Raw genomic sequence first — 18,524 nt, 5'->3', positions numbered from 1 at the left:
GACTGGTAAGCTTTCTGCTGATAATGACCTGACAATACAAAACAGACTGGCTGAGGAAACACTGATATTTTAGCGACAAAACTGACAGACCAATCTCGTTTGAATGGTAATGTGATTGCTTTATAGCTACCATTCTGCTAAAACCTGACTAATTGGTCAACTGTTTTATAAGAAATATTTTTATTGGGTACAGTATGTTGCGAAAATCTGTTTACTTAACCATGAATGGACCAAGGAATGTAGCGACTATGTTGTCGACCCTGCCACTCGGAGTGAGATACCACTGCTATGACACAAAATAATCAGAAAGAAGACATGCTTACGGCTGAGACGCCCTCGCACCGTAGTCAACAAGACACGCGTGCATATAATCAAGCGTTGATACTGGCCGCGGCCGAAGAGGAATTTGTGCTCCAAAGCTATCGCGGCGCGACGATGCAGGGCATTGCCGATAGAGCAGGGTTGCCCAAAGCCAATGTTCACTATTATTTTAAAAACAAAAAGAATCTCTATATGGCTGTGTTGCGCTCGATCATTCAAGAATGGAATGAAGGCTTGGTGACCATGACAGTGGATAGCGATCCAAGAACAGTCATTGAGAAATTTGTCCGTACCAAGCTTCATCAAGCCTTCGTTAACCCTAGTCGTCATAAGCTGTTTGCTATTGAAGTGATTGGCGGCGCGCCGCACTTGCATGAGTTTATGTCGACGACCATGAAAGATTGGGTCAACGATAAAGCGCAAGTAATGAAAGAGTGGCACAAGCAAGGCAAAATTGGGATTACTGACCCTCTCCAACTACTGATTTTGATTTGGGCGACTACCCAACGTTATGCTGAATTTGAGATTGAAATCGTTGGATTAATGGATAAGACAGCGTATGACGCAGAAGATGAAGCACGTGCGGCAGACTTTCTAGTGCCTTTTATTCTAAAAGGCTGTGGCCTTGAATGATGACAGAATCTACGTGCTATAGTTGATTCAGTTTAAAAGATAGTCAAGGCAACCGAACGCAGATGTAACTGTGATACCTCAAATGAGGTTAACGCTGTCATTCTTTTATAGAGGATTGACTATAATAAGCGCGGCGCATAGGTTGATGCTATTGCGCCTCGCTTGCTTTTAAATACTGATAAACGCTGCTAGATATTCAGTGTTAAGCGACTTCACGGGCTGGCGTCAAGTCATCTTCAGCGTGCTGTTCTGCAGTATCAAATTCAGCACCGTAGTTTTTGGGTAAAACCATATCAAGCGTGATCGCTACGATCCCTGACATCGTTACTGCTGAACCAAAGATGTTTTGGAAAAACTGCGGCGTTTGTGAGAGTACATTAGGAACGAATGCAATACCTGTCGCCAGACCCAATGAGGTGGCAATGATCAAGACATTACGATGGGTGAAATCGACGGTAGATAGGATACGAATACCGGCAGTTGCCACAGTTGCAAACATGAGTAGCGTGACGCCACCAACGACAGGCTTAGGTAATTGCGTGAAAATAGCACCAAGGACAGGAAACAGCCCCATCAGGCACAGGATGCCACCAACATAGAAACCAACATAGCGGCTGGCAATACCCGTCATTTGAATCACGCCATTATTTTGGCTAAAAGTCGTCACAGGGAAAGTATTGAATACGGCTGCAATCAGAGAATTGACACCATCGCCCAACACGCCGCCTTTGATGCGTTTTTCATAGAGAGGGCCTTTGATAGGTTCCCCCGAAATCATGGAAGTGGCCGTCAAATCACCTGAGGTTTCAATACTGGTAATGATGTACATAAAAGCAATGGGGATAAAAGCCTGCCAATCAAAACCAAAACCGTATTTAAACGGGGTTGGCACCGTAAAAAAAGCCGCCTCAGAAACCAGTGAAAAATCAATGCGACCCATAAATACCGCAGCGATAAGCCCGAGCATCAAACCGATAAAGATGGCGCTTGAGCGAATGACTTTATTATTAATAATACTAATCAGCACCACGCTCACTAGTACGCCACCGCCCAACAGTAAGTTTGGAATACTACCAAAATCTTCCGCACCAAACCCGCCTGCCAAGTCAGTGAGGCCTACCTTTGTTAAGGACAAACCAATCGTGACAATCACGCAGCCTGTCACAATAGGGCTCATAAATGATTTGAGTTTGGTGATAAATTGACTCAAAAATATCTCAACAAATGCGCCGAGAAATGAGACCCCAAAGATAACCGATAAAATCTCTTCAGGACCGCCGCCACGGTTTTTTACCACAAATCCAGCCGCCAGTACGGCCGCTAAAAACCCGAAACTGGTCCCTTGTAGTGCCATAAGGCCAGAGCCGACAGGCCCTATTTTTCGAGTTTGAATAAAGGTTGCAACGCCAGATACAATCAATGACATGCTGAGAAGGTAAGGTATGTGCTCTCCCAGACCTAATGTGCCGCCTATGATTAATGAAGGGGTAATAATGCCAACGAAAGCTGCCAATACGTGCTGTATGGCACCTAAAAATGCTTTGATAGGGGTGGGGCGGTCATGTAGTCTATACAATAAATCGGTATTTGCTGGAACGTTTTCACTCATGGTGGTCTCCTCCTAAGCTAACTGCTTAGCACCCGCTCAACTGTCACGATCAGACAACGTCGTAAATCACGCGATAGTGGGTAAAACCCAATCCTTGATTTTTTTTTATCGATGTAAACAATAGGGGGTGCGCATCTGACTGGATACTGGCCAATAAAATAATCTATCTTTGTTGGTTAACATCTAAATAACCTGACCAATTAGTCAGCTCTATTTAGGGTATAGGTAAAATGCAAGTTATTGCAATGTTTTTTTTGGTACTAGTAAGTTTACGGGTTTGTTGCGCAATAAAAAGAATGACAGAGCACAAGTAAACCACGTTTAAGAGGGTAGATATCGTTTGTCAAAAGCAGGCGTCATCGCTTCTACGGTGATGATCTACCAACACAAAAAAGCCCCAACCATAGTCGTTATGGTTGGGGCTTTTTTGTGTTTCTGATTTTTAAGTTATCAAGAATAAATTGACCATTTGTCCAAAGACAGACAAGTTGCTTTGAATAAACTTAAAGCGTTATTTTGGGCTTGATGACCAGACAGGTGAGCGAATAATACCTTGTCCTGATTTACCGAATGCCTCGCCACCATTGAGTGATTTGATGGTCAGTATGCCTTTACCGCCTTGGGTTGACGCATAGACCACACGCTTACCATTGGGTGAAAAGCTTGGTGCTTCATCGATACCAGTATTGCCAAGGTTGGTCGTCACAGCGCCGTTACTGTTCATAATGGCGGCTGAGCGTCCACTCAAAAAGGCGATTTGTGTGCCGTCACTACTGAACTGCGGACTGGTCGCATAGCCACCGTTTGATACTTTAGTCGTGCGTCCTGAGCCGAACTCATAGCGATAGACTTGTGGTTTGTTAAATCCCGTTCTATCACTGACGTACACAAACGACTTACCATCGGGCGCATAGCTTGGCTGCACTTCACTGCTTGGTAAATTGGTGAGTCTTCTAGGTGTGCCGCCGCTGGCACTCATCTCATAGATATCGGCACTGCCTTCATAGCTACTGGAGAACAGTATTTTGCTACCATCAGGAGAGAATGAGGGACTTAAGTTACTGCCCGCAAAAGGGGTCAATACGGTTGCACCGCCACCACTGACGTTTTGAACATAGATGATAGGATAAGATTGTTCACGTTGTACCGAATAGGCGATACGGTTGCCGTCTGGTGACCATGCTGGTGAGAAAATAGAGCCTGCTACTTCAGTGATGGTTTTTGCGTTTTCGCCATCAGCATCCATCACTTTTAGACGAGATACTTTTTGTTTGCCAGTACCCGTTTCCTCGATATAAGCAATACGCCCTGAGAAATCACCTGGAATCCCAGTAATCAGCTCGTAGACTTTGTCAGCGATGACGTGACCGGCATAACGCATGCTTTCGCGGTTGTTATCAGCAGTTAGGCTTTGTTTGCCCTGTATCACGCGACCAGATTTTACGTCAATGACTTCATAATCGGTGACTATTTTACCACGATTGGTACGCGTACTACCGACAACCAAATAAGGGATACCCATGCTTTGCCACACTGGTAATGTGCCTGCCAGCTCATTACTACTGTGCGGCTGCTGCGGCAAGTCGGTATTGGTCACTGTTAACTCTGTTTTGCTCAAATCATTTAATATCACAGGTGACAACACAGTATCACCAGCAAACGCGACAAACGCGACTTGGTTCTTTTGGACTGGAATATCGTAGTCCAGCTCTAAAACGACAGGGGCCGCGAGCAAGTTTGGGGATACGAGTAATGCGGCGGTGCTAGCAAGTAGAGAGACCAGGAGTTTCTTATGAGTGCGCATGAGTGAATGGAGCTCCTAAAATTAGTATATATGCATGTTAGTATTTGATCGTTTTTATAGTCGATGAGGCTGGCATGTAAAGGAGAAAAACCGATGTGATACAAGCCGCTTAACGCCACGTTATCAATAATACAAGGCGCTAGCAACTGATTAATTGCTGCCCTTAAACTGTATGGTAAAAGTAGGGTATTTAGGGTCATCAGCATCAATGGGCAGGCTGCCTGTGTTCAATACCGCTTGTCTTGCCGCTTCATTGACGGCGCTGTCAGATCCAGAGGCCGTCACATTCACCACATCACCATTGGCATTGACTGTGATCGTCAATGTCGTGCGCTGGGTCGAGCCTTTCGCTGCGGTTGGCGGTGTATAGTTACGTTTGACCAAGCTGATGATCTCATTATTGCTGGCACCGCGGCTACCACTTGATGCCGAACGGCTACTGCCCTTGGACGTACTAGAGGTTGACGTATCACCAGAGATAGTTGACTGTCCATCTGATAGGCTGAAGGTTTTGCCTGCATTGCCCGCGCCACTGGTATCAATCTCTATATTGCGATCGTTGGCTGTGGGGCGCTTTATTTTAGGTGGGTTGTTTTGTTTTTGGCGAAACTCACCGAGACGTTTTTGTTCTTCTATGAGTTGCTCTCTTTTGCTTTGATCGACTTGATCAAGTTCATCCATGGCAGACTCATCTAACTGGGCTGCCCATTCAGCCATTTTATTCTCATATTCTTGGTTTTGCTCTTGTAACCGCTGATGATGATCTTTGCTCATGAGCACAGGCTCACTGGCCACCTCATTGGATTTCGTAAACACTGGGACACGCTGAGAGTTGGGCTGAGTTGAGCTTTCACCGCTGCTACTGCCAGAGGTCTCTGATGGCATGGTACTAGACGATTCGCTGCTACTCTCTGCTTGCATGGCACTAGCAGCTGCCTGATTCGCCAGTATCTGCCCTTGCATGTCAGCGAGCTGTTCGGGGGAGACCATGACCGTCTCGATGCTACCAGTCATCTCGGTGTCTGTGGTTTGGTAGTTATAAACCAGTAGCCCAATTATCAGACCGTGTGCCAGCAGACTGAGTAACGTAGGCCATGTCAGCCCGTTGCTCTCAGGTTCAGTGGGTATATAGACGGCGGGCGCATTATGCATGGTATGGACACTCATGAACGTGATTTATCGAACTGACTGGTTCGTCGGTTTGGCTAATTTGTCGCATTGAACAATAGGGTATGACCTGCTTGCTAAGCGTATGACTATGGACGTGATGGCGTAGGTAGCGGCGCACCCGTCAATAATCCTACTTTTTCAATACCTGCTTGCTGCAAGGTTGCCATAAGAGTCATGATGGCACCGTATTGATTGTTTTGGTCCGCATTGATCATCACTTGTACGGGTTCTGAGCCTGTATTACTGCTTTGAGACTGTAGATTAGACAACGTGTTAATCAGCTCAGGCTCACTAACTGGCACATCGACATTGTCTTCATAACTGATAAAAGTCTCCCCTTTTTCTGTCAACGAGACAATCACCGGCAGCTGATTTTGATTCATGGTGTTGGTTTGCTCTTTTGGCAAATCCACATCGACGCCTGTAATCAGCATCGGCGCGGTTACCATAAATATCACCAATAGCACCAGCATGACGTCAATGTAAGGCACGACATTCATCTCAGCATTTAGTGCTTTTTTCTCACGGCGATAGGGGTTTGGTTTCATAGCCCATTCACCTGATTGACAGTAGACTGAGGGCTAACAGGCGCTTGTACACTGGTTTCACGCTGTAGCATGCCTGTCATCTCATCACAGAACAGAGCACGTGAATCATAGAGGCTGCTTGATTTTGCGGTGAAATGGTTATACGCCAATACAGCAGGAATGGCGGCAAACAGACCCATGGCAGTGGCAATCAGCGCCTCCGCAATACCAGGTGCGACCGAGGCGAGGGTGGCTTGCTCAGTTTGTGACAGTCCCAAAAACGCATTCATAATGCCCCAGACCGTACCAAACAATCCGACATAAGGCGCGACTGAACCGATACTCGCCAGCGTCGTCAGTCCTGACTCTAGTAACTGCTGCTGACGCCCAAGCCCAACACGCAACTTACGCTCAACACCATCGATGATGTCATCTTTTGGTTGACGTTTCTTATGCATTCTGAGGTATTCTGAAAACCCCACATAAAATATCTGCTCCAGCCCCTGACGATCAGGTGAGCCTTGAATGCCTTGGTAGAGTTTTGCCAAGTCTTCACCTGACCAAAACCACGTCTCAAATTGCTGATCAAAGTTTTTGGCCGTACCGAGACGCGCACTCATACGGAAGATAATCACCCAACTGAGTAAGGAGGCCAGTAGCAATAGTGCCATGACGATTTGTACCAATAGGCTGGCTTGGGTAATAAGATCGACAATATTTAATGATTCAGGCATGTAATAGACTCACGGATAATTGACAACAGCTGGATGACACCATGACATCCAAATCAGACAAATCTCAAAAAAACTCACTCGCTACCAGTATCAATGCTTACCAGAGGCGCTTTATCAAAAACTCAATGCCTTGTCTTATAATCAAAGCCCTGTCTCATAAAAGGCCATTTGATAACAAAGACGCTCAGTGAATCATCGACATAATAACCCCCTAGTTTACTTCTAAATGAAGCAAAGGTCATTATTAATGTGACAAACCAATAGAAAGTATGACCGCCTAAATATTAATGGCCTAATGTAATGACAGCAAGCATGCGTTACATCAGTGCTGCCCATGAGTGCATTTACCCAGAATAAGGCAAGTAAAGGTAGATTTGTATAGACCTTTACTGGTCATGCCAGTGTCCTCTCGAATTGTAATTTTGTATGAATGAGGCATTATCAGCGATTGAGTTTGTAAGATAACTCGTCTAATATGTTACGCTTTGTTACTACATTATTCTTGTTTTAACAGGGCCTTTTTCTTGTTGAAATGATAGTTGATTTTAAGTAGTGGCGACTTTTTATTAGCCGTCGGGGGCGACACTTATGAATGCAATTGAACGCTATTTTGGGATTAATGGTGAAAACACCACGATCAAAACAGAAATAATCGCTGGTATAACCACGTTCTTAACGATGGCTTATATTATCTTTGTTAACCCTAACGTCTTAGCAGACGCAGGTATGGACAAAGGTGCTGTGTTTGTTGCAACTTGTCTTGCGGCCGCGGTAGGGTGTTTTATTATGGGTATTTATGCCCGACTACCAGTGGCGTTAGCACCAGGAATGGGGCTCAACGCCTTTTTTACCTATGGCGTCGTTTTAGGTATGGGCTATGCTTGGCAGACCGCGCTCGGTGCGGTATTTCTGTCTGGTTGTATCTTTGTATTATTGAGCCTGTTCAAGATTCGTGAAGCCATCATCAATGCCATTCCAACCTCTCTCAAACATGGCGTGGTGGCTGGTATTGGTGCATTTTTGGCGTTTATCGCGCTACAAAGCGCCGGTATTATCGTCAATCATGATGCAACCTTAGTTGGCCTTGGTGACATGACCTCGTTTGGTCCTGCCATGGCTTCATTGGGATTTGTGGTCATTATCGGCTTGTCTTACAAAAGAGTCCCAGGTGCCGTCACTATTGGTATTCTGCTTGTCGCTTTGATTAGCTTACTTATGGGCTATACACAGTTCACTGGTATCGTATCGGCACCGCCTTCTATCGCACCGACGCTGATGCAGCTTGATATCGCGGGCGCATTCGATGTGGGTATGATCAGTGTGATCTTTGCGTTCTTGTTTGTGGATTTATTCGATACTGCGGGTACATTGATTGCCACTACTAGCCAAGCCAAATTGATCGACAAAGATGGCAACATTCCTAACATGGGCAAGGCGCTATTGGCAGATTCTACTGCAACGGTCGCAGGTTCATTGCTCGGTACGTCATCGACAACCAGTTATATCGAAAGTATCTCTGGAATCGCCTCAGGCGGCCGTACAGGCCTCATGGCAGTGACGGTTGGGGTGTTATTCTTACTCAGTATTTTCTTCTCTCCATTGGCAGGTATGATTCCAGCTTATGCGACAGCAGGCGCGATTTTTTATGTGGCCGTACTGATGATGGGCACGCTAAAAGACATCGAATGGAGCGATCTAACAGAAGCGGCACCCGTAGTCGTCGTATTGCTATTCACACCGCTCACATACTCTATCGCTGATGGCATTGCATTGGGTTTTATCACCTTCACTGCCGTAAAAGTCGTTGCGGGCAAGTTTGCTGATATCAGCATTGCTGTGTGGCTTTTGACGATTATCTTATTGGTTAAGATTGTCTTCTTATAGCATACTGACAACGGTCTCGATTTACTTAGTCGTGCCTGAATGCTGATGTATTAACGAAAACCCCCCTTTATCATTGATTGATAAAGGGGGGTTTTCTTTGATAGTGCATCGTTTGCTAAAAATGATGCACTATAGATAAAGCACTTGGCAGACAGCAGGACGCTAACCCCATCTACAAAGTGACAGGGTGCCAGCCCTACGTCATGTTCTTAGACCCACGTCAAACAGCCCTGTGTCCCCTCTCACTGACATCAATTGCAGGTGCTTGACCTCAGTTATGTAGACTAATATTTTGACATTAGAGCTGCGTACTGGCATTACAATCAATCGGCAATAGTAAACAAAAAAACGTAACCAAAGCGTCATGATCATTAATTACGGCATAAGCTATTGTTATTTAAAGAGTTATTTATTGATAAAAATGAGAAAAATCGTTAGTTTGAAATTTTTTTTCATGATATTATAGCCGAGTTAAGCGCATCACCTCAATCAACGCCGTAGAGGTTTTTCTTACAGTGAATTAGCGTCACCTAAGATGATAGATTTGTGCTTATTAAAGCGACCGTATGTCGTTTCGATAAACTGGTATCTGACCATCATACTCCTTTCACTACTGACAAGAAGAAGGCACTAATGCCGCTTAGCTTTATGTTGTTGCCTTTGTATTGTTAACGTAGCCCGTTTAACAGTCGAACGACCTACTTAACCGTCTCCAGCCTCTGCTGGATTTTTAGTTTTGTGATGGCGCCGTTTGGTCTTTTGATTATTGCTGTGAATATCCGTTAATAACCCCTATTATCTAATAGCGGTTATGAGCAGTTATACAGGACGATCAGACTTCCTAAAGCACCATTTATTATGGTTTTTAAACGATAGTTATGGAGTTATTATGAACCCAGTAGATCAGTTTACCCCGCAAGAGCCTATCTTGTTTTCCGCTGTTGATTTGCTGAAGCCGGCATATCTTACTCAGTCATTAGAAGCGCTACATACCCGTATTTCACCGCTATATAGTGTGGATGAAGTGCGTTGGTTGTCTGAGCTGTTACCACTTGCCAAACCTAGCGATGAAGAGCGCGATGCTGCTGCTGAGCAAACGCGTAAATTGGTCGAGCACGTGCGTAATGATGGCAAAGCCGTCAAAATGGTCGATTCATTGTTGCTTGAGTATAGCCTTGATACCCAAGAAGGTATCTTGCTCATGAGCTTGGCAGAAGCCTTGATTCGTGTGCCAGACAACTATACGGCTGATGCCTTGATTCATGACAAAATGAGTGTGGCTGATTGGAAAAAGCACATCAAAAATGACAATGGCTTTATGGTCAATGCTTCTACTTGGGGCATGATGATGACGGGCCGCGTCGTGAGCATTGATAGCAGCACGACAGCGTCAGGCTTCTTAGACCGTATGACCAAAAAGATGGGCGAGCCTGTCATTCGTAGTGCGATGCAAAAAGCCATGCGCATCATGGGTCATCAGTTCGTATTGGGCGAAACCATTGAAGACGCCAATAAGAACAGCCAGCCGTATCGTAACAGAGGTTACACCTACTCATTTGATATGCTAGGTGAAGCGGCCATCACGCACAGAGATGCTGAAAAATACTTCAACGACTATCTGCATGCCATCAAAGCCACTGCGAGCATTAAAGTCAAAGACGGCATGCCAAAGCCATCAGTATCTATCAAATTATCAGCACTGCATCCTCGCTATGAAGCCACGCAAGAAACGCAAGTCATGGGACTGCTGCGTCAACGCTGCATGTTGCTCATTGAAGCGGCACGTGAGGTCAATGTTGATCTGAGTATTGATGCAGAAGAAGCGGATCGTCTTGAGATTTCTCTAAAACTGTTTGAGTCTTTATACCGTGATAACTTGACGGCTGGCTGGGATGGTTTGGGTATCGTTGTACAGGGTTACTCTAAGCGCGCTATCGCAGTCCTCGCTTGGTTGGCTCGTCTCTCAACTGAAGTGGGCGATCGCATCCCAGTACGCTTGGTAAAAGGCGCTTATTGGGATACAGAGATCAAGCTTGCTCAGCAAAAAGGTCTATCAGGTTATCCTGTGTGGACTCGTAAAGAAGGCACGGATACCGCTTATCTTGCTTGCGCGCGTTTCTTATTATCAGATCATTTGCGCGGGCTAATCTGGCCACAGTTTGCGACGCATAATGCTCACACACTTGCCTCAATCATTACGATGAGCGCGCATAGAGACTTTGAGTTCCAGCGTTTGCATGGTATGGGTGATGCACTTTACGACCATATTTTAGATGCTTATCAGATTCCAGTACGTATCTATGCACCAGTAGGCGCGCATAAAGACTTGCTACCGTACTTGGTACGTCGTTTGCTTGAGAACGGCGCAAACAGCTCGTTTGTCCATCAGTTATTAGACAAGTCTTATCCAATCGATAAGCTGACTGTGCATCCATATGACAAGCTACTAGCCAATGCCACGTTGAACAACCCAGATATCCCATTACCATCGGAAATCTATGGTGAACGTCGTGCCAGCTTTGGTCCTAATATCTTTATTGACTCGCAGTGGGCTCCGTTTACAGCAGCTATCGATAGCTACTTAGACAAGTCTTGGTCAGCGACACCTATCATCAATGGCAAAGCTGTTAATGATTACGAAGTAGATGGCACAACGCATCAGCTGGATGCTCAGACAGTACGTGCACCTTGGAACCATGAAGTCAGCGCTGGTGAAGTCAAATACGCCAACGCTCAATTGGCTCGCCAAGCTATCGATGCTGCTGTTGCCGGTCAAAATGAGTGGCAAAATGTATCAGCTGCGAAGCGTGCTGAGATATTGCGCAAGATTGCAGATTTATACGAAGAGAACTATGCTGAATTGATGGCATTGTGCCAAGTCGAAGCGGGTAAGACTCTGCAAGATGGTATTGATGAGATCAAAGAAGCGGTTGATTTCTGTCGTTTTTATGCAGACGAAGCTGAGCGTTTAGAGGCGACTGCTTATGAGTTTACTGATTTATCTGGTAAACAAGCCCGTCAAGTCTATAAAGCACGTGGTACTTTTGTCTGTATCAGTCCATGGAACTTCCCATTGGCAATCTACACTGGTCAAATCGTGGCGGCACTGGCTGCAGGTAATACGGTAGTGGCCAAACCTGCTGAACAAACCAGTTTGATCGCTCATTTTGGTGCACAATTAATGTATCAAGCGGGTATTCCAGCAGCGGCCCTGCAATTAGTCACTGGTGCAGGTGACGTAGGCGGCGCATTGACGGCAGCTGACAACATCGCAGGTGTGATCTTTACAGGTTCTACTCAAACCGCGCAGCGTATCAATCAAAGCCTAAACGACCATGCCCAAACCAGTGGTGAGCTGCCAGTATTTATCGCAGAAACGGGTGGTCAGAACGCGATGATCGTTGATTCAACGGCATTGCCAGAGCAGGTTGTTAGAGACGCCGTATTATCAGCGTTTGGGTCAGCAGGTCAACGTTGTTCAGCTTGCCGTATCTTGTGTGTGCAGGAAGAGATGGCAGATGATTTGATCGAGCTACTACAAGGTAACATGGCAGAATTGTCTGTTGGTAATCCTCTTTATGCTGCCACCGATGTGGGCCCAGTGATTGATGCGGATGCCAAGCAAGGTCTAGAGGCACATATCGCGCGTATGGAAGCCGAGCCAACCGCGACGATTCTGGCACAAACGCCAATGAGCTCAACCTCGGTCGTGAGCCAAGATCAGTCTACGTTTGTATTGCCAACGGCGATCGAAGTCAAAAGCATCGATGTCATCGGTGGTGAGCACTTTGGCCCGATTTTGCATGTACTGCGTTACCAAGCTCGTGATTTGAACAAGCTAATTGATGCGATTAATGCGACAGGTTTTGGTTTGACTTTGGGTATCCACAGTCGTATCGAAACCACCACTGAAAACATCGAGCGCCGCGCATTTGTCGGTAATACCTATATTAACCGTAACCAGATTGGTGCTGTGGTCAACGTCCAGCCATTTGGTGGCTGTGGTCTGTCTGGTACTGGTCCTAAAGCGGGTGGCCCGCACTATGTATCGCGCCTCATGCAGCTAGTCTCAGAACCAGCGACTGATATCGAGGCTAGCAATAGCCAAGCCCAAACCACCATTCAAACAGAACTTGCATAAGGAGTAGCATCATGGCGACTGAATTCAAAAAAAATCATGCACAGGTCTGTGAGTCTTGGAGATTACTGGGCGCGGTAAACCGTGCCACCTATCTACAAGCAGCCATTCCAAAGCTGGCGCTGCTAACGGGTGATGCCAACAAGGCCAAGCGCTTATTCAATCATCTATTGAGTGCAGCACCAAGCTTGGATGAGATGCATCGTATGGTTGGTGCCACTGGCGAGTCAAACGACTTGTACGTCACTGGTCGCGGTAAGACGATGGTGGTGGGCGGTGAGTCTGCCCGTGCAATGGCCGTACTAGGCCAGCTGGTGGCAGCATTATTGACAGGCAATGAAGTCATATTGCATTGCCCAAGCCAAGATGAGATGTGTGTTGAAGCAGCAAAGGTGCTTTATGACACTGGTATCAGCGAAGATGTACTGAGCGTTGCTAATGACTCACAGACCATTACTTTGTTGCATATCGATCGTCTTGCACAAGTGGCTGTGTCTGGTAGCCGAGCTGATGCACAGACAATCAGTCAAGAACTGGCTAAGACTGATGGTATTTTGACGCAGGTTATTAGCGTGACGGATATGGAAGGCTTGTCAGAGATGCTAACGCCTGATTATCTGCATCGTTTTGTCACCGAGCGTGTTAAAACCATCAATACCACGGCTATCGGTGGTAATGCAAGCTTACTTGAGCTTGGTACTTAGGCTTGGTAACTAGTATCGGTTTTATGCCGATTATATAGTGAATGCTTGTATGGATTGGTAAGAGGTTAAACCAAGAAATTGGTTGCTCGTATCAATCTTATACGCTCTTAGCTATAGGTGATTTATGTGCTGTTTCATTTTATTCGAAATAAATGGTGTTTAAATCACTACCAAGTCCAGCAAAAATACTTAAGAAAAACCGCTATCTGATGATAAATCAGATAGCGGTTTTTTATGTTTTCCAATTGAGATTTGATGGCGGAGGGTTATTCAGCAATATCAACCCATATCCAGCCATTCTCTAACCATTCGCTTAAATCATCTGCATCGATATCCGTGACATCATGATGTTGTAATTGCTCTCCATTGGCCAAGCGTACCAATACCGCTATCGACGCATCATCTAGCCCATCGATACGTTGGCCATTGGCATATAGCACGGTGCCATCACTGGTCTGGCTATAGAGTAAGCGATTACTATAATCGGCTTGCAGTGTTGCGCCTTCTGATAAGGCTTGCATTAGCTCATTTGTATCTAAAGTCTCTTCTGGCATCAGCGCATCATATTGGCGCTTGCTTACGACTTCTGATACTGCTTGGTGAATCATGTCATCACCGCGATCAGATTGTAGCATTTGTAGTAGCTGCGCTTTGATCGCTTGGATACTATCCGCTTGCAATTCACCTGAGTTCTGTAGCGGTTGCGGTAGTAGCATTGGGATAAATAAACTACTGTCATTGGTTGCGATATCAGCCATATTATCGATGATTTGCATCAAGTTGGGACGACGACAGCCAAATGAGAACGTCAGACAATCATCCTGTGCGACACCGAAATGCGATAATTTTGGTGGTACGTACAGCACATCGCCCGCTTCTAATATCTCATCAAATATAATCTCGCCCATATCATCAAACAAGCGCAGCGGCTCATCAGCGACGAATTCTGTCTGGTCATCACAGAACTTGCCCAACTGCCAACGTCTAGAGCCATAGCCTTGTGCCAAAAACACATCATAGTCATCATAATGCTTGCCGACTGAACCGCCTTTTGGCGCATAAGAGACCATGATATCGTCACGCTGCCACTGCGGTACAAAGTCAAATGCTTGCCATAATTGACCCAGCTCTGGTGACCACTGTTCCAAATTCTGTACCAGTACCGTCCATTGTTCAGGCACACCATCAAAATCAGCTTCAGTCAACGGGCTTTTTTTGAGTTGCCACTGTGCTTGGCCTTCGGTCTTGGTTGCTGCTTGAGTCAGTAGACGAGCGCTAGCATCTTCTTCAAGCGCAAGACCAATCATGTCATCTGGCTCAAACATATCGATTAGCTGTGGCAAACCTTGTTTGATAAGGAGTGGTTTTTTTTGCCAGTACTCAGTCAAGAATTGTTCAGCAGTGATAGAGTCAGGCAGACATAGTGGTATAGAAGTCATTGATAAATCCATGTTTTAAATAGGTATGAGATTAATAAAAGGGATGCTTTAAAGGAAGGGTTTAATAGTTTATGATAATCACCTATCTGATGACTACCGTTTGTGCGATGACGTTTATACAATCATGGCTATCAAAATAATAGTGGTTATCAGAGCATTCACCCAATCGTAGGAACGTTATGAAAAAGCTGCATTTTATTGTCATCATTGCTAGCGTGTTTTTGCTACAAGCCTGTGTTCATAAACTCGTCACAGTACCCGCCAAAATCGCTTATAAAACCACTAAAGGCGTGGTTAAAGGCACGGTTGCTGTGGGTAAAGCCATCATACCAGGCGACAGCGATGATGATAAAGACGATAAAAAATAAAACCTTACTTCTCGACTATGGATTTTGAATTAAAATCAATCATAGTGCTCAAAGTAAGGTTGTTTATTTAGCAAGACAACAATTTTATAAGATAAAACACTAGCAAGGTAGGAGTGCGTAAGTAATTTTATGCGCTCCTACCTTTTTAATTTGACCTTATCAGCGATTAAAGCTTGGCAATCCAGTCTTTAATGGTAAGGGCTTGCTCAGTAGCATTACCAATATAAGTCGCTGGTGTCATGTCACGTAGGCGTGCTTTGTCAGCGTCGCTCACGGCAGACAACTCATCACTTTCGACAAACGTTAGCATGGCTTCGCGAGTCATGGCGTTACCACGGGTCAATGCTTTAAGCTTCTCATATGGGTTTTCCACACGGTAGCGACGCATAACGGTTTGAATCGGCTCAGCCAATACTTCTTGTGCATTGTTCAAATCATCATTTAAACGCTGCGCATTCAATTCAAGTTTACCAACACCTTTCAAGCAAGCGTCAAAAGCAATCATGCTTTGTGCCAAACCAACACCGATATTACGCAATACGGTAGAATCTGATAAGTCACGTTGCATACGTGAGATAGGCAGTTTTTCGCCCAAATGTGCAAGCATTGCATTTGCAACGCCTAAGTTACCTTCTGAGTTTTCAAAGTCAATTGGGTTGACTTTATGTGGCATGGTAGAAGAGCCCACTTCGCCGTCTTTTAGACGCTGTTTGAAATAGCCTAAGCTGATATATTGCCAAATATCACGGTTAAAGTCGATCAAGATTGTATTGAAGCGTTTGACGGCATCAAATAGCTCAGCGATATAATCATGTGGCTCAATCTGAGTGGTGTAAGGGTTGAACGTTAGCTCAAGACGCTCACCGATGAAGGTTTCGGCGTGTGTCTGCCAATCAACATCAGGATAGGCTGAAAAATGAGCGTTATAGTTACCAACCGCACCATTGATTTTACCCAATAGCTCAACTTGACCAATTTGTTTGATTTGGCGGGCTAGGCGATAGGCCACGTTTGCCATTTCTTTACCAAGGGTCGTTGGGCTGGCTGTCTGACCATGTGTACGCGACAACATAGGCTGCTCGGCGTGAGTAATGGCCAAATCAACGATGCTATCAGTCACTTGCTGCATTTTAGCAACCACAATCTCGCGGCTGTCTTTGAGCATCAAGGCATATGATAGATTATTGATATCTTCACTGGTACAAGCAAAGTGAATGAATTCTAGCGAACCAATGAGTGCGTCCTGACCACGGAATTTGTCTTTGATGAAGTACTCAACCGCTTTTACATCGTGATTGGTCGTGGCTTCGATGTCTTTGATGGCTTGCGCATCTGCTTCACTAAAGTCATCAACAATTGCATTCAAGAAAGCATTGGTCTGGTCATCAAATGCTGCTAATTCACCAATTGCGCTGTTGTCAGCTAGAGATTGTAACCAGCGGATTTCTACTGTCACGCGGGCTTTGATTAGACCGAATTCAGACAAATAAGGACGTAAACTGTCAGCCTTTGATGCGTAACGACCATCAATTGGAGAGAGAGCGGTAAGTGGGGTCATGGTATCGCCTTTGAATTAACAGGAAGTGAATGAATACTACAGCAGGAAAATTTTGGTCGCGTAATTATAGCAAAAGTTGACATAAAAAAGGGCGTGTTAGCACACTGTAGACTGATTATTAGTGATTTAAAAAGCCGTTATAGGAAAAAAATGAGTCATTTGTTAGCTGGTTGAACCGGTAAAAACAGAATGATAAATGATTGAGCATTATTGAGTAATTCTATGACTATTAAACCTACAACTAAAAAAGCAAACTAAAGTTTGAACTATATTGTTTTTTTAGGTATAGAAATGATTTAATAGCTTTTTTTGGCAGTCAATAGTTTACTAAATGGGAATCAATGTATGAATAAATTTCTTAGCGTTTTAGTGTTAGGCTCAGCATTAGCGCTTAGCGCTTGCGGTGGTGACAGTGATAGCAGTGGTAGTGATAACAATACGCCAGCCAAGCCAACCATCCCTACAGCGCCAGCCAATCCTAAACCAACAGCTCCTACTAGCACTACTTGTAAGACATCAGGTACTAATATAACGGTACCTAACAACAGTAGTTGTACTTTTTCAATTCCGGTATTAAATGATGGTGCTATTAATACCGCTACTTGTAATAATGGTGCGGTCTCTACAGGAGGTATAACTGCGGGCAACGGTATCACACTTGGTGGCGTTACTATCAGCTGTGCTAAATAAATTTAATTATGCACTTTAGTTATTCTGATAAGCATTCACCGCCCATAGTGAATGCTTTTTTTAAGACGTCAAAGTTATAATGAAAAACCATCAAAGTACTAAACTATTGATATCTTATGAAAGACAAAACCCTATACTTAGTATCCATAATTACTGCCTTTATTTTCGGTAGTCTAGGCACTTATTTGCTTATGACCAAGCAGCAGATGGATCAGGTTATGCTAGGCCGCCAGCAGGCAGTAAAGTCATTGCAGGACGATACTGATTCAAGCTTTGGACAAGAAGAAAGCAAGCTACCAGAAGAGCGCCAAGCGCTTGAACATCAGAATGGTAACAACATGCCAGCGGCAGGGTCACAGCACGTAAGCTCTATGCATGATTACTCACAAGAGCAAGCGATAGATATTGTCAATAAAATGCCAGACTATATGCTAGGACAGTACATTGATCGGTTTATGTCACAAGGTGCAGGCGAGGCGCTTGCGGATAAGCGACAATTTGCCCAGCGTGCGGTTGAGGAGTTGTATAAAGAAAATGATAATCAACCACTTGTCGGTGAGGTTAAATTATCACTCACGTCTTCAATGCCATCATCGTCCATGGATACCTCAAACATCGACAAAAATGCTACTGTGTTTGCGCATCTTGATACAGGGGGGAAAGTACCTGCCAGCCCATTCGTATTTGTCAAATGGGTAAATAATCAGACAGGACAAGTATTATTATTTGAGAAAAAAGACATTGTGACCAACAGTAATCAAAATTGGGTCAGCTTTAAGCCAGATGATGGATGGCTGCAAGGCAGGTATGATATTCGCTTTTATCAATTCACCTCAGAGCTACAGCCAATCGCACAATTGACATATCAGATATATAACGTCGAAGATAGTAATCTAAGTACAAACAATAGCGGGGCAGTAACAGCGACCGCCCAAAACTAAATTA

General features: G+C 44.8%; 14 protein-coding genes. 7 read left to right on the top strand and 7 right to left on the bottom strand.

Features of this window, described 5'->3' with window-relative positions:
* Positions 1-288 precede the first annotated feature (288 nt).
* Positions 289-954, top strand: a complete 666-nt coding sequence (locus tag IP485_RS01370; protein ID WP_198325675.1) for a TetR/AcrR family transcriptional regulator — start codon at positions 289-291, stop codon at positions 952-954.
* Between the two features lie 202 nt (positions 955-1,156).
* On the opposite strand, the gene IP485_RS01365 is transcribed toward IP485_RS01370, so the two are convergent.
* From IP485_RS01365 to tolQ, 5 genes are all read right to left on the bottom strand, one after another.
* A complete protein-coding gene (locus tag IP485_RS01365; RefSeq protein WP_198325674.1) occupies positions 1,157-2,563 on the bottom strand; it encodes a nucleobase:cation symporter-2 family protein in 1,407 nt (468 codons plus the stop codon).
* 511 nt (positions 2,564-3,074) lie between these two features.
* A complete protein-coding gene (locus IP485_RS01360) occupies positions 3,075-4,367 on the bottom strand; it encodes a PD40 domain-containing protein (protein ID WP_198325673.1) in 1,293 nt (430 codons plus the stop codon).
* 150 nt (positions 4,368-4,517) lie between these two features.
* Complete coding sequence (locus tag IP485_RS01355; protein WP_227686359.1) at positions 4,518-5,534, bottom strand: cell envelope integrity protein TolA; 1,017 nt, start codon at positions 5,532-5,534, stop codon at positions 4,518-4,520.
* Positions 5,535-5,623: 89 nt separating this feature from the next.
* Entirely contained in the window at positions 5,624-6,085 is a 462-nt protein-coding gene (tolR, locus tag IP485_RS01350; RefSeq protein ID WP_198325672.1) for a protein TolR, read from the bottom strand.
* Positions 6,082-6,798, bottom strand: a complete 717-nt coding sequence (tolQ, locus tag IP485_RS01345) for a protein TolQ (RefSeq protein WP_198325671.1) — start codon at positions 6,796-6,798, stop codon at positions 6,082-6,084. Before tolQ ends, tolR begins: the two co-directional genes overlap by 4 nt.
* Before the next feature lie 588 nt (positions 6,799-7,386).
* Between tolQ and IP485_RS01340 the strand changes: the two genes are divergently transcribed.
* The 3 genes from IP485_RS01340 to IP485_RS01330 all read left to right on the top strand — a co-directional run bounded on the left by IP485_RS01340 (position 7,387) and on the right by IP485_RS01330 (position 13,524).
* Positions 7,387-8,682: an NCS2 family permease gene (locus IP485_RS01340; protein WP_194363129.1), complete on the top strand. Its 1,296-nt coding sequence runs from the start codon at positions 7,387-7,389 to the stop codon at positions 8,680-8,682.
* A gap of 889 nt (positions 8,683-9,571) precedes the next feature.
* The gene (gene putA, locus IP485_RS01335) at positions 9,572-12,823 is read left to right on the top strand and encodes a bifunctional proline dehydrogenase/L-glutamate gamma-semialdehyde dehydrogenase PutA (protein ID WP_198325670.1); all 3,252 of its coding nucleotides are present in this window, start codon (positions 9,572-9,574) and stop codon (positions 12,821-12,823) included.
* An 11-nt stretch (positions 12,824-12,834) separates the two neighbouring features.
* Complete coding sequence (locus IP485_RS01330; protein WP_194363131.1) at positions 12,835-13,524, top strand: 1-pyrroline-5-carboxylate dehydrogenase; 690 nt, start codon at positions 12,835-12,837, stop codon at positions 13,522-13,524.
* Between the two features lie 266 nt (positions 13,525-13,790).
* Here the strand turns inward: IP485_RS01330 and IP485_RS01325 are convergent, their stop codons facing one another.
* A complete protein-coding gene (locus IP485_RS01325) occupies positions 13,791-14,963 on the bottom strand; it encodes a cupin domain-containing protein (protein WP_198325669.1) in 1,173 nt (390 codons plus the stop codon).
* 179 nt (positions 14,964-15,142) lie between these two features.
* Between IP485_RS01325 and IP485_RS01320 the strand changes: the two genes are divergently transcribed.
* Positions 15,143-15,331, top strand: a complete 189-nt coding sequence (locus tag IP485_RS01320) for an NF038104 family lipoprotein (RefSeq protein WP_194363133.1) — start codon at positions 15,143-15,145, stop codon at positions 15,329-15,331.
* Positions 15,332-15,497: 166 nt separating this feature from the next.
* Here IP485_RS01320 and purB read toward each other — a convergent pair whose 3' ends face one another.
* Positions 15,498-16,889 carry an adenylosuccinate lyase gene (gene purB, locus IP485_RS01315; protein ID WP_198325668.1) on the bottom strand — a complete coding sequence of 464 codons (1,392 nt, stop codon included), beginning with the start codon at positions 16,887-16,889 and terminating at the stop codon, positions 15,498-15,500.
* 345 nt (positions 16,890-17,234) lie between these two features.
* Between purB and IP485_RS01310 the strand changes: the two genes are divergently transcribed.
* On the top strand, positions 17,235-17,579 hold the full coding sequence (locus IP485_RS01310) for a hypothetical protein (protein ID WP_198325667.1): 345 nt from the start codon (positions 17,235-17,237) through the stop codon (positions 17,577-17,579).
* 116 nt (positions 17,580-17,695) lie between these two features.
* Entirely contained in the window at positions 17,696-18,520 is an 825-nt protein-coding gene (locus tag IP485_RS01305; protein WP_198325666.1) for a hypothetical protein, read from the top strand.
* The last annotated feature ends 4 nt before the right edge of the window (positions 18,521-18,524 follow it).

Origin of the sequence: Psychrobacter sp. NG27, assembly GCF_016106655.1 — a bacterium.
Classification (GTDB): Bacteria; Pseudomonadota; Gammaproteobacteria; order Pseudomonadales; family Moraxellaceae; genus Psychrobacter.
The sequence above is the reverse complement of the archived record's forward strand: the minus strand, read 5'-3'. Positions and strand labels throughout refer to the sequence as shown.